The following is a 12,428-nucleotide window of genomic DNA, read 5'->3' as shown; positions in this document are numbered from 1 at the left end:
CTATGGCTCAAGATCAAAGTAATACCCAAGAAACAGAAAAACCTAGCTCTAATAAAACTTGGGAACAGGCATTAAACGAGAAATCACAAAGTTTAAACCGGGAAGGGGTTGGCCAATCCTCTACCGCTACAAATCATAAAGGCGTGGAGCTCTTGCTGGATAAAGCATTACAAACTTCGATCAGGCTTCCAATGTTGGAAATCACATTTGATAGATTTGTAAGAATTAACTCTACTTCTCTAAGAAATTATACAGCGGATAACGTTGACGTTGAAATAGAAAATATGAATACGGAACGTTTTGGGGATTGTTTGGCCAGGATCGGGTCACCTTCAATGTTTTCGGTATTTAAAGTAATAGAGTGGGATAACTTTTGTATATTAGCTTTTGACTCCACAATGATTTATGCTTTCGTTGAGGTATTATTCGGGGGAAGAAAAACACCACCCTCCTTAAAAGTCGAAGGACGTCCATTTACCTCAATAGAAAATAGTGTGGTTAAAAGTATAACTGAAATAGTTTTGCATGATTTAAGTTTAGCATTCAATCCGGTTACTTCCGCAAATTTCCAGCTCGATAGAGTTGAAACTAATCCTAAATTTGCAATGATTGTGCGGCCTGAAGATGTAGCTATAGTGCTTAATTTAAAAGTTACTATGGATACTCGCTCAGGTAATATTCATATTATTTTACCATATACTACAATTGAGCCGGTTAAAAAAATATTGTCTAAACCTTATATAGGTGAGAGAGGAAGTAAAGATCCTAATTGGACAAGGCATTTTGAGAACGAGATCGGTAAAGCAACGGTTACAATAAAAGTAAGCCTGGATGGCATGCCTGCGGGACTAAAAAATGTTGCCGAACTGAAAGTAGGTAAAACTATTATGCTTGATAAGATGGTCGGAGCTGATTGGGATATAAAATTAAATGAGACTATCATCTCCACCGGTCAACCCGGCAAAAGCGGAGATAAGCTTGCTATACAACTAAATGACAGCATTAATTTAGAGAGGTATAAAAAGTAAGGGAATGGATATTGTACTTAATATTACGGTAATTTCACTACTTATAATAACAATCGGTTTTTGCTGGAGGCTAAATAAAAAAATTATCGAGTTAAAAGACAGTAAAAAAGATTTAGGGATTTTAGTGCAGACTTTTGATGCAGCAATTATAAAAACTCATAAAAGCATAGCTGATTTAAAGGTAATGTCACAAACTTCATCTGTAGAGTTGCAGCAGTATGTTGATAAAGCGGGTGAGTTGATTTCCGATCTTTCATTTATGACTAATACTGCAGCAAAATTAGCTGATAGATTAGAAAATGCGATAGGTGTAGCAAGAAATGAAGTAGCTCAGCAAGGGCAGTCAAAAGCTCAGTTTCCCTCTGCAAATGCACTCGACCGTAAGGTGACGAAGCCTCTTGTACTTAATAATTCAAAAGTAAGCGGTAGTAACGGATCTTCAAAAACTAAAGATGATTTACGTAATGCAATAAAACTAATAAAACAAACTTGAGAATTATATAATGCTTAGACTTTTACCATTTTTGATCGGGTTTTTATTTATCTTAGTGTTTTCAAAGGTAATGAATGTCTCTGAGCATATTCCCGAAATTTTCTCAGCCTCCGAATTGAATGCTCAAGATACAAGTAATAAAGAGCCTGTAGCTCCTAAGGATGTCTCTACATCTAGCCCGACTTTAAATGCGGAAGATACTAAACAGTACCCTACGAATCCCGCAGAACTGAGTTCAGAGGGCGATAGTGACAATAAATCCGGTTGGCAAAACCAGTTTTCCTCTACAGAAGTAGAAGTTCTTGGAAGCCTGGTTAAGCGAAGAGAAGAGCTTGACGTAAGAGAAAAGGATATAAGTTTAAAAGAAAATGTACTCAAAGTTACCGAAAAGCGTATTCAACAAAAAATTGATGCTTTACAAAATTTAATTACTCAAGCTCAACTCATCCTTGATAAATATAATGAGAAGCGAAATCAGGAAATACTTACCCTGGTTAAGATATATGAAAACATGAAACCGAAAGATGCGGCAAGAATATTTGATGAGCTTGAAATGCCTATATTGGTCGAGGTTTCATCTCAAATGAAGGAAGCTAAACTTGCAGCTATACTTGGTTTAATGAGCTCGGATCGAGCAAAAGATTTGACTATTGAGCTTGCTAATCGTAGAAAGATAGATCTAAGTAATTTTAACTAATATTTTATGTTAGTTTCGCTTTCAATTAAAAATTTTATTCTGATTGATTCCTTAAATCTGGATTTTAATCAAGGCCTATGCGTGTTAAGCGGTGAAACCGGTGCGGGCAAGTCTATTATCCTTGATGCATTAGGCTTAGCTTTAGGAAGAAGGGCGAACGCCAAACTGATAAAAAGTGAGGGCAGTAATGCAGTTATTTCAGCCGCGTTTAATATAGAGCAATTCCCTCATATAAAAGAATACTTAGTCTCACAAGGCTTTGAGCCAGCCGAAACTTTAATATTAAGGCGGGTTTTAGAGCAAAGCGGGAAGACTAAATGCTATGTTAATGATATTCTTTCCAGTGTGGCCGCATTGGAAGCAATCGGAGAGCTGTTAGTTGAGATTTCAAGCCAGCATGATCAAAAGGGCTTGTTTAATACTTCACACCATCGCTTAATATTAGACGAATTCTCCGGTAATTATAGAGAATTGGAGGCACTGGGCTCTGCTTACAAGCTATGGAAGGAGAACGAGCATAAATTAAATGAGATTATCGGAAATAAATCAAAAGCTGAAGATGAGAGAAATTATTTAACTCATATTATTCAGGAAATATCCGAGCTCAATCCGAAAGTTGGTGAAGAAGAATACCTAAGCACTTTAAGAAATTCTTTAAGGGAAAAAGCAAAAATTCAGGATATATCTAATTTAGTACTAAATGAGGCTAACTCAGGTAGCGGAATAGTTGCAAAACTAAATAATTTAATTAAAGCACTTACAAAAGTACCGAATTTATTTAAAGAAGCTGAAAAAAGCTTTGAAATTGGGTTGATTGAAATCAATGAGGGTATCTCCCAAGTTGAAAAAGTTTATGGCACAATAGCTTCTGAAAAATTCAACCTAAATTCAGTTGAAGAAAGGCTATTTAATCTTAAAAACATTGCCAGGAAATACGGAGTTGATCCGAATAGTTTAGAAGAATTTCTAATACTTACTAAAGAAAAATTAGATCGAGTAAGTAACTATGACAAATTTTACCAGGAATTTAAAGCTGATACTGAGAAAAGCAAATTAGCATATTTTAAGATTGCCGAGCAAGTTTCAATAATTAGAAAACAGAATGCTATAATTTTAGAGAAGGCGGTCAAAGTTGAATTAGAACAGCTAAAAATGGGCTATGCTGATTTTATGATAGAAAGTGTTACTGCAAATGAAAATGAGTGGGCAGCGCATGGTATTGATAAGGTAAGGTTTCTAGCCAGAACAAATCCGGGCAGTGAATTCGGTTATATAAATAAAATTGCATCGGGCGGGGAGCTTTCAAGGTTGTTTTTAAGCTTAAGAGTCGCGCTGGCTAAGGTTAAATCATCACCTTCAATTATATTTGATGAAATTGATGTTGGTGTCGGGGGAGCAGTTGCGGACAGTATAGGTAAGAAGCTAAAGTTTTTATCCGGTGAACACCAAGTGCTGGTAATCACCCATCAACCGCAAGTCGCGGCATACTCAGATAATCACTATTTAGTAAGTAAAAACATTATCAATAATAAAGCGAACGTAGATGTCAAAGAATTAACTTACGAGGAGAAACTGCATGAAATCGCCCGAATGTTATCAGGAGAAGATGTAACTAGAGAATCAGTCATAGCTGCTGAAACATTAATTAAGAAGGCTAAATAATATATTGTTAGTATAACTCTAGATTGTGTGAACAAAATTAACGTGGACATGTCATGAGTTTATTATCTTAATAGCTAATTTGCAAGCCAAGGAAACATAAATATAATAAATTTAAATATATAAAGTCTATTATATTTCTATTCTTTTTAAAGGATGCCCTGGGTTTGTAACTCCTCAGTAAAATATTTAATAAAAAATGTTTTAGTTAGCTTTGGGTGCTTCTTATTTATCCTTACAAATTCAGCTGTAAATCCACATTTTAAATAGAAGTCCGGGGCTTGAAAATTACTTGTTACTAAATTTATATTATTAAAACCTTTGCCGTAAAAATGGTTTTCAAGCTCTTGCATAAGCTTCCTACCATACCCTTTCCCACGATGTGAACTATCAACCCATAATTCGTCAATATACACTTCCGCAAAGGCAGTATATGCTTTTAAAACGCCTACTACTTCATTACTATCTTCAGTAAGAATAAGCGAGAATTGTTTGTAATTTACATCAATACCATGATTATATTCATATTTTACCATGTCTTTATACATTTTTTCTTCAACTTCATTAGGAATTACATTAACAAATTCTATCATATATCTAATTTTACTATTTCAATTAACTTAATATATTTTTTGTCAGTTGATCCTACCTATTCTTATAAGGGTTTTTATTCTTATGAAAAATCATTCTAAGCGGAATGCCTTGTAAATCGAATTCTTTTCGCAAAGAATTACGTAAATATTTATTATAGCTTTCAGGCAAATCTTCAGGGATATTGCAATAAAAATTAAACGTTGGAGGTTTGACTCTAGTTTGGGTCATATATTTAATACGAATTCTGCGCCCGTTGTTTGCAAGTGGAGGAATATAGTGAGTAGTAGCATTGCATAACCAGCTGTTAAGCTTGCCTGTAGAAATTTTCATCTTCCATTTTTGATCGACTTCTAGAGCTTTATCAAATATTTTATCAATACCTTGCTGTTTTAATGCTGAAATATAAACAATAGGTAGTCCGACTACTTCAGATAAATTATCGGCAACTAAATACTCTATTTCCTCTTCAAACTCCCTGAAATTTTTGATTAAGTCGCATTTATTGATTACCAAGATTAAAGGCTTCCCTTCTTGTATAGCAATTCGTGCTATGGCTAAATCCTGTTTTTCAAGGGGCTGGTCTGCTGCAACTACTAAGAAAGCTATATGAGATCTTCTAATCGCATTAATGCTTTCCGCAGTGGAAAGCTCCTCAATAATTTCATTAACATTGGCTTTTTTTCTGAGTCCTGCCGTATCAATGAGCTCAATATCAGTATCTTTATAAGTTAAATAATGGTTGATGGCATCTCTGGTTGTACCTGCAATATCGGAGGTTATGGCTCTTTCAAAACCGAGAATAGCATTAAATAGGGTAGACTTACCGACATTAGGCCTGCCCACTATAGTAAGCTTTAACTGGTTATCTTCTGGATTTTCTTCTTCCTGCTCATGATAGAATTTCGTCTTATGAGATATTACCTTCTCAAATAAATCAGCAATACCCCGGCCGTGTGCGGCTGAAATATAAATCGGTTCACCAAAACCAAATTTATAAATTTCATTTTCAAGAATGTTAATTTTACTTTCACTTTTGTTAATTATTATAACACAAGGTTTGCCTGATTTCCTTACAATACTGCCGAATTGTATGTCATCAGGAGTGATCCCATTCCTGGCATCCAGCATTAACAGCACCAAATCAGCTCTTGAGATGGCCTTTAAAGTTTGCTCAACCATTTTTTTACTTAGAATAGTATCCTTATTTTCCCATCCGGCAGTATCAATAAACTTAACCAAGTGACCGTCTATATCAGCAGTAAAGTCTTTGCTGTCGCGGGTTACGCCAGGCATATCATTGACAATTGCAAGCCTTCTGCCGTTTAGTTTATTAAATAGTGAGGATTTGCCGACATTCGGCTTACCTGTAATCGCAACTGTAAATGTCATATGTTTTTAATTAAATTTAAAAGTTAGGGCCTCGTGCTATGAACTCATAGCTTCTTATATTTTCAATTTCCAGAGCTGCTTTTGCTGCCCTTAGTACGGAAACAATTCTTGCTACATTATTAATAGCTGCCTTTGACACCCCTTGGGAAATTAAAGATTTAATATGAAGGTCGGTACAGTATTTACACTTTAAAAATATAGAAATAGCTAAGCAATATAGCTCAAAATCAGTCTTTAAGATGGAAGGATCCGAAAAAGCACTTAAGTGCAAATCTGCAGGTAGTGCTTTTATTTCTTCATCAGTAACACTTGAATTAAAATTATGGTAAGTGCTGGTCATACTTGTGACCACTACGGCAAATTTAGCGGCAGTAGCATCTGCTTCTTCCAAATGGATTTTAGCTTCTGCACGGATACAATTTAACATCTGCTCATTTTTTAAGTAATACCCTGCTGCAAGAGCAATCCCGTACATCTGCCTAATTGCAAGGCCTTCAAGTTCCTTTGAAAAAAGTTCTTTTATATTTTGCTTAACATCGTCAGCATAAAATGGGAGGCGTTTAACAAGAGAAGTAAGGCCAATAAAGTTCATAAATCAATAGAAAAAGAAGATTTTAAATAAATTATAACTCTCTTATAACCAAATTGCAACTTTAGTAATCAATTATTTAAGCGGTTTTATAGCTCTATTAATTTTATTATATGTTGCTATGCAAAAAAACTAAGTTAAAATTTAAAAAGGGGTTTAGGTAGAATTAAATAAAACAGGTAATTGTTATGGCCATGCAAGGGGAATTTTCTCATATAGTAATAGTAGGCGGAGGATTCGCTGGGCTTACTGCCGCGCAAAATTTAAAAAAACAAAAAAATATAAAAATCACTATCATCGATGTTAACAACTACCATGTTTTCCAGCCCTTTTTATATCAGGTTGCATGCGGGGATCTTGCTCCTTCCGATATTGCAGTGCCGATAAGGGAGCAATTTAAGGATTATAGAAATATCTCGGTTATTATGGATGAGGTTACCGTGATAGACTCAAATAAAAAAATAGTTTTTACTAAAAATGCTACTGCTCTGAATTATGATTACTTAATTCTTGCAGTGGGTAGTGAAGATAATTATTTCGGGAATGAGCATTGGAGAGAGCATACTATCGGGCTTAAATCATTAAAAAATGCTTTAAAAATCAGGAAAGAATTACTAGAGACGTTTGAAAGAGCAGAAATTGCAAATCATAAAAAGCATGTGACTTTTACGATAATCGGAGGAGGGCCTACAGGCGTAGAACTGGCAGGAGCTATCGCCGAACTGACTAAGCAGGCGATTAGATCGGATTTTACACATATTAACCCTCTTGATACCGAAATTATATTAATAGAAGCCGGGTCAAGAATCTTATCTTCTTTGGATTCTTCATTATCAGCAATTGCTCAAAAATCTTTGGAAGAAAAAGGGATAGTAATTAAGCTAAATTCCAAGGTAATGGATATTAGCTCGCATAAAATAAAATTATCAGGAGGAGAAGAGATAGAAAGCGATTTAATAATTTGGGCAGCCGGAGTTAAAGCAAAATCAATTAAGCATCTATTAAATAAAGATGAGATTAAGCTAGGCACAAATCAAAGAGTCCTGGTGAACAATGATCTCTCATTACCTCTTAGTTCCAATATATTCATTGTAGGCGATGCTGCTGAAATCAAAGGAAAAGATAATAAGGCTGTTCCGGCTTTAGCTGCCGCTGCAACTCAGCAGGGAAAGTTTATTGCAAAGGTAATTAGAGCACGTATTGCCGGCTCTGAAAAAGAATATAAATTTAAATACTTAAATTTCGGAAACATGGCTATTATCGGCCGCTATTCGGCGGTAGCAGATTTTACTTGGATAAAATTTAAAGGAGTATTAGCCTGGATAATTTGGGATTTAGCACATATATACTTTTTAATCGGTTTTCGTAATCGATTAACTGTTTTTGTAAAATGGTTGTGGAGTTATGTAACACACGGCAAAGCAGAACGGATAATTATTAAGTGATAAAAATACAAAAGTACTAAAATTATATTTTGACCACTGGAGCCTATCCTCCCGGCTTATCCGGTAAAAATCCGCCTACCTGTGCATCCCATAAAGTTTTATATAATCCATTTAAAGCCAGAAGTTCATCATGAGTGCCGTCTTCAACTATTTTTCCTTGATCAAAAACAAGTATGCGATCCATATGTAAAAGGGTTGAAAGCCTATGTGCCACAACAAGAGCGGTCTTTTTCTGCATTAATTTAAATAAGCTTTCCTGAATAAGATTCTCCGTAACAGAGTCAAGCTGGGAGGTAGCTTCATCAAGAATGAGTATAGGTGCATTTTTCAAAATAGCTCTTGCGATCGCGACCCTTTGTCTTTGGCCGCCGGATAATTTTACGCCGCGCTCACCGACAAGTGAATTGTAGCCTAGAGCAAGCTTAGATATAAATTCATCTGCATGTGCTTTTTTAGCCGCTTGAATCACTTCATTATCAGTTGCTGAAGCTCCGTAACGAATGTTCTCCATTAGTGTTCTATGAAACAGGGAAGGGTCTTGCGGTATAATCGAAATATTTTCTCTTAAAGAGTTTTGAGTTACATACTTAATATCCTGATCATCAATTAATATTCTACCGAAGTTTATATCATATAAGCGCATTATCAGATTTACAAAAGTGGATTTTCCGCTGCCTGAATACCCGACCAACCCCACCTTCTGGTTAGGTTTAACGGTGACCGATAAATTCCCGAATAGGGGAGTAGCACCCTTGTAATGGAAGCCAACCTGATCAAAAGTAATTTTACCTTTAGTGACGGCTAATTCTTTAGCATTTGCAGCATCCGTAATTTCATAAGGTTCCTGTATAATTTGCAGTGCCTGCTCTAAAGTTCCGTAGTCTTCACTGAAATCACGCATGGAGTGGGATAACTGCCAAATAATATCAATAATAGTATGATTTATGGTAAGTATCATAGCAAAATCACCAGCGGTTACTTGGCTTTTACTATATAAATAAATTAAAAGAGCTAAACACAAAGATTGATAAACCCCGAATAAGGTACCTTGTACGGAATATGCTTTTAGCAGAAACCAACCTCTTGCACGAGCAGCATTAACAAAATCTCCCTGAATAAGTTTTAAACGGGAGCTTTCCGTGTTATAGCCGGTAAAAGCTCTAACATTATTAATATTGCCTAAAGTATCGACTATATTGCCTACGACTTTTGATGAAGCTTCAGCAGTCTTTTTTGCAAGCTTACTGGATTTTTTAGATACTTTTGTTGAAAAATAAACAGCGATTACAGCCCAGGCGGATACCAATAAAGAAAACCACACATGTACACTCCACATCGCACAAACCGCAACCAATAAACTGAGAACCGCACCGGTAAAATTATTAATTAAAATTTGACTGATACTGGTTACAGCTTTGGAGGCATCAATAACCTTATTAGTTAAGCTTCCAGCAAACTGATTTTGAAAATAATTATGTGAATGCCCAGTTGTATACATCATCATTCTATGAGCAACTTTTGTCCTAATTAACGGAACATATTTCAGGTAGCAATAATCATATATGCGCCACAGCCCGATTATTGATATTTGTAACGAGATATAAATTATACCAAGATTAGTAACTGCTTGAACAGCCTGGTCGGGTTGAGTAATGGTTAGCTTATCTATAATTAACTTGGTTAAATAGGGGCTTAAGCTATGATTAACCGCAGAGAAGAGAATTATTGTTAATTGAATTGATATATAGAGCTTATATGGAGCTATTGATTCACGAATGAATTTTACTGTATTCATTATATACTCCTTCAATTCTAGTAACGTTAACCTTACAAGCTATATAAACACAAGTTTATTTTCAAGATAAAATATCTAAGCTGCCGATAATTGCACCATAAACTTATAAGGTTATAACCAACAATTATTTTTTTAAGAAAATAGTTTTTTAGCTTGGAAGCAAGAAAAGAATTAAGTTACCTATAACAGACTTCTTTAGCAGCTTGTACTATATCCTCAATCTGTACTATTGCCATCCGCTCAAGGTTAGCAGCATACGGAAGCGGGACATCCTTACCGGTAACTCTTTTCACGGGTGCATCAAGGTAATCGAAAGCATGCTCCATAATTTGTGCGGCAATTTCAGCTCCCATCCCGGCGAACGGCCAGCTTTCTTCTACTGCTACAATTCTATTAGTCTTTTTAACACTGTTTACTATAGTTTCAGTATCTAAAGGCCTTAAGGTTCTAAGATCGATTACTTCAGCGTTAATCCCAATTTCAGCCAGCTTTTCGGCTGCATCAAGTGCAGTTTTGACTTGGAGTGAAAAAGCAGTTATCGTTACATCGTTTCCTTCTCTTATAATCGCCGCTTTACCGATCGGAACTGTGTAATCGGTATCAAAATCTTCACCGACCTCATGCGCATGTCCGTAAAGTATTTCATTTTCGAGGAAAACAACGGGGTTCGGGTCGCGGATAGCTGCTTTCATCAGTCCTTTATGGTCATATGCCGTATAAGGTGCAAGCACTATTAAACCCGGGATGTGAGCATACCAGCTTGCGTAGCACTGCGAATGCTGGGCACCGACTCTGGCAGCTGAACCGTTCGGTCCTCTGAATACTATGGGGCATCTTACCTGGCCGCCTGACATATAATTTGTTTTAGCTGCGGAATTGATGATATGATCAATTGCCTGCATAGCGAAATTAAAAGTCATAAATTCAATAATCGGTTTTAGTCCGACGAACGCCGCACCAACACCGAGCCCTGTAAAGCCGTGCTCGGTGATCGGGGTATCAACAACTCTTCTCCCGCCGAATTCATCAAATAATCCTTGAGTGATTTTATATGCGCCATTATATTCTGCTACTTCTTCACCCATGATAAAGACATTGTCATCAGCAAGCATTTCTTCCCTGATTCCAATTCTAATCGCTTCTCTAACTGTTACTGTTTTCATATTTTCATCTCTCTATTTTAACTTTTTAGCAACTTTAGCTATCCTTTTACCAAAATGTTTCGCGGCTTTTATATCTATTTCTTCTAACTCTATTCTTTCTCCTTGCTCACCTCTTACCGCTAAACCAAATCCTACCCAACTACCAAGCTTGTTATAAACTTCCAAACCTTCATTATACTCTTTCATTTTAGGCATTAAGTCCGACCCTGCCCAAATCATACTATGCTGTGAAGCAAACACAAAAAGTTGCATTAATGTGCTCATCTGGTCGCCGCTTGGGGAATTAGCGCAGGTAAATGCTGCTGCTACCTTATCTTTCCAGGTCTGTTTAAGCCAAAGCTGAGAAGTTGAGTCCATAAATGATTTAAACTCGGCAGAGACGGAGCCAAAATAGGTGGGGCTACCGAAGATAATAGCATCCGCTTCCTCAAGCGCGCTTAAATTTTTCTCTATCTCCGAGGATTGATATAGCTCAACGGCCATAGCTATTTCTTTAGCACCATGTGCTATATGCTCAGCTATAGCTTTTGTATATCCGTAATCCCCATGATGAATTATTGCAACTTTTACCATAATATTTTAAGCGTAAATATCTTTAAATAATTCATCTTCCGATGGCTCCGGGCTTTGTTGAGCAAACTCGACTGCTTCAACAACAACATCCTTAACTCTTTTCTCTACGGAATCAAAGTCTTCTTGTTTATAAATCTTATTATCTTCAAGGTATTTACCTAACAGTATAAGCGGGTCACGATTTTCTCTATAATCCGTAACCTCTTCTTTGGATCTGTATTTGCCGGGATCAGACATCGAATGCCCGCGGTAACGGTAGGTTTTCATCTCAAGTAATACTGGGCCTTTCCCGCTTCTTATATGTTCTACTGCTTCCAGTACCGATTCTCTGACGCTAAAAAAGTTCATTCCGTCAACTCTTTTACCCGAAATGCCGAATGATTCTCCGCGTTTATATAAATCAACTATGCTCGATGATCTGGCAACCGAAGTACCCATTCCGTATTCATTATTTTCTATAACGTACAGCACCGGTAAATCCCATAGCTTAGCCATATTGAAAGCTTCATAGACCTGACCTTGGTTTGCTGCCCCGTCGCCATAGTAAACAACGGCAACATTATCTAATTTTTTATATTTGTATGCAAAAGCCATTCCAGTACCAATCGGAATCTGTGCTCCAACTATACCATGTCCCCCATAAAATCCTTTTGGAAGATCAAACATATGCATTGAACCGCCTTTACCTTTTGAACAACCTGTCGCCCTTCCAAGCAGTTCAGCCATCACATATTTCGGGTCACTCTTTGTTGCAAGCATAATTCCATGGTCACGGTAACTGGTTATTACTCCATCACCTTCTTTAAGCACACTTTGCACACCGACTGCTATTGCCTCTTGCCCGATATACAGGTGGCAAAATCCTCCTATCAACCCCATTCCGTAAAGCTGCCCGGCCTTTTCTTCGAACCTTCTGATTAAAAGCATATCATAATATGCTTCCTTTAGTTGTTTATCGGATAATTTACTATTTGTTTTCATTTCTTTTTTAGCTGCCATCTTG

The 12,428-nt window shown here is 36.5% G+C and carries 12 protein-coding genes; 5 read left to right on the top strand and 7 right to left on the bottom strand.

The window, feature by feature from the left end; genetic code table 11:
* The first annotated feature begins 2 nt into the window (after positions 1 to 2).
* Genes I862_RS06730 through recN form a run of 4 tightly spaced genes read left to right on the top strand, consistent with a single transcriptional unit; the run spans position 3 to position 3,880 of the window.
* The gene (locus I862_RS06730) at positions 3 to 1,028 is read left to right on the top strand and encodes a FliM/FliN family flagellar motor switch protein (RefSeq protein WP_052646530.1); all 1,026 of its coding nucleotides are present in this window, start codon (positions 3 to 5) and stop codon (positions 1,026 to 1,028) included.
* Positions 1,029 to 1,032: 4 nt separating this feature from the next.
* A complete protein-coding gene (locus I862_RS06725) occupies positions 1,033 to 1,521 on the top strand; it encodes a DUF6468 domain-containing protein (RefSeq protein ID WP_038540381.1) in 489 nt (162 codons plus the stop codon).
* 10 nt (positions 1,522 to 1,531) lie between these two features.
* The gene (locus I862_RS07955; RefSeq protein ID WP_052646529.1) at positions 1,532 to 2,218 is read left to right on the top strand and encodes a MotE family protein; all 687 of its coding nucleotides are present in this window, start codon (positions 1,532 to 1,534) and stop codon (positions 2,216 to 2,218) included.
* A gap of 6 nt (positions 2,219 to 2,224) precedes the next feature.
* Positions 2,225 to 3,880: a DNA repair protein RecN gene (gene recN, locus I862_RS06715; protein ID WP_038540377.1), complete on the top strand. Its 1,656-nt coding sequence runs from the start codon at positions 2,225 to 2,227 to the stop codon at positions 3,878 to 3,880.
* Positions 3,881 to 4,026: 146 nt separating this feature from the next.
* Here recN and I862_RS06710 read toward each other — a convergent pair whose 3' ends face one another.
* Genes I862_RS06710 through I862_RS06700 form a run of 3 tightly spaced genes read right to left on the bottom strand, consistent with a single transcriptional unit; the run spans position 4,027 to position 6,452 of the window.
* Complete coding sequence (locus I862_RS06710) at positions 4,027 to 4,470, bottom strand: GNAT family N-acetyltransferase (RefSeq protein WP_052646528.1); 444 nt, start codon at positions 4,468 to 4,470, stop codon at positions 4,027 to 4,029.
* A gap of 52 nt (positions 4,471 to 4,522) precedes the next feature.
* Entirely contained in the window at positions 4,523 to 5,860 is a 1,338-nt protein-coding gene (gene der / locus I862_RS06705) for a ribosome biogenesis GTPase Der (RefSeq protein WP_038540373.1), read from the bottom strand.
* 16 nt (positions 5,861 to 5,876) lie between these two features.
* The gene (locus tag I862_RS06700; protein WP_038540369.1) at positions 5,877 to 6,452 is read right to left on the bottom strand and encodes a carboxymuconolactone decarboxylase family protein; all 576 of its coding nucleotides are present in this window, start codon (positions 6,450 to 6,452) and stop codon (positions 5,877 to 5,879) included.
* Positions 6,453 to 6,637: 185 nt separating this feature from the next.
* On the opposite strand from I862_RS06700, the gene I862_RS06695 reads away from it, so the two are divergent.
* Complete coding sequence (locus I862_RS06695; RefSeq protein WP_038540366.1) at positions 6,638 to 7,894, top strand: NAD(P)/FAD-dependent oxidoreductase; 1,257 nt, start codon at positions 6,638 to 6,640, stop codon at positions 7,892 to 7,894.
* A gap of 43 nt (positions 7,895 to 7,937) precedes the next feature.
* On the opposite strand, the gene I862_RS06690 is transcribed toward I862_RS06695, so the two are convergent.
* The 4 genes from I862_RS06690 to pdhA all read right to left on the bottom strand — a co-directional run bounded on the left by I862_RS06690 (position 7,938) and on the right by pdhA (position 12,406).
* Entirely contained in the window at positions 7,938 to 9,689 is a 1,752-nt protein-coding gene (locus I862_RS06690) for an ABC transporter ATP-binding protein (RefSeq protein WP_038540363.1), read from the bottom strand.
* A gap of 176 nt (positions 9,690 to 9,865) precedes the next feature.
* On the bottom strand, positions 9,866 to 10,852 hold the full coding sequence (locus I862_RS06685) for a pyruvate dehydrogenase complex E1 component subunit beta (RefSeq protein WP_038540361.1): 987 nt from the start codon (positions 10,850 to 10,852) through the stop codon (positions 9,866 to 9,868).
* Positions 10,853 to 10,864: 12 nt separating this feature from the next.
* Complete coding sequence (locus I862_RS06680; protein WP_038540358.1) at positions 10,865 to 11,425, bottom strand: flavodoxin family protein; 561 nt, start codon at positions 11,423 to 11,425, stop codon at positions 10,865 to 10,867.
* Positions 11,426 to 11,431: 6 nt separating this feature from the next.
* Complete coding sequence (pdhA, locus tag I862_RS06675) at positions 11,432 to 12,406, bottom strand: pyruvate dehydrogenase (acetyl-transferring) E1 component subunit alpha (RefSeq protein WP_038541684.1); 975 nt, start codon at positions 12,404 to 12,406, stop codon at positions 11,432 to 11,434.
* Between the last annotated feature and the right edge of the window lie 22 nt (positions 12,407 to 12,428).

The organism is endosymbiont of Acanthamoeba sp. UWC8, from assembly GCF_000730245.1.
In the GTDB taxonomy this organism is placed as follows: Bacteria; Pseudomonadota; Alphaproteobacteria; order Rickettsiales; family Midichloriaceae; genus Jidaibacter.
The sequence above is the reverse complement of the archived record's forward strand: the minus strand, read 5'-3'. Positions and strand labels throughout refer to the sequence as shown.

Bases quoted from the DNA above. Each gene is read 5' to 3' on its own strand.
- I862_RS06730 (WP_052646530.1), top strand. From the start codon at position 3: ATGGCTCAAGATCAAAGTAATACCCAAGAAACAGAAAAACCTAGCTCT.
- I862_RS06725 (WP_038540381.1), top strand. From the start codon at position 1,033: ATGGATATTGTACTTAATATTACGGTAATTTCACTACTTATAATAACA.
- I862_RS07955 (WP_052646529.1), top strand. From the start codon at position 1,532: ATGCTTAGACTTTTACCATTTTTGATCGGGTTTTTATTTATCTTAGTG.
- recN (WP_038540377.1), top strand. From the start codon at position 2,225: ATGTTAGTTTCGCTTTCAATTAAAAATTTTATTCTGATTGATTCCTTA.
- I862_RS06710 (WP_052646528.1), bottom strand. From the start codon at position 4,470: ATGATAGAATTTGTTAATGTAATTCCTAATGAAGTTGAAGAAAAAATG.
- der (WP_038540373.1), bottom strand. From the start codon at position 5,860: ATGACATTTACAGTTGCGATTACAGGTAAGCCGAATGTCGGCAAATCC.
- I862_RS06700 (WP_038540369.1), bottom strand. From the start codon at position 6,452: ATGAACTTTATTGGCCTTACTTCTCTTGTTAAACGCCTCCCATTTTAT.
- I862_RS06695 (WP_038540366.1), top strand. From the start codon at position 6,638: ATGGCCATGCAAGGGGAATTTTCTCATATAGTAATAGTAGGCGGAGGA.
- I862_RS06690 (WP_038540363.1), bottom strand. From the start codon at position 9,689: ATGAATACAGTAAAATTCATTCGTGAATCAATAGCTCCATATAAGCTC.
- I862_RS06685 (WP_038540361.1), bottom strand. From the start codon at position 10,852: ATGAAAACAGTAACAGTTAGAGAAGCGATTAGAATTGGAATCAGGGAA.
- I862_RS06680 (WP_038540358.1), bottom strand. From the start codon at position 11,425: ATGGTAAAAGTTGCAATAATTCATCATGGGGATTACGGATATACAAAA.
- pdhA (WP_038541684.1), bottom strand. From the start codon at position 12,406: ATGAAAACAAATAGTAAATTATCCGATAAACAACTAAAGGAAGCATAT.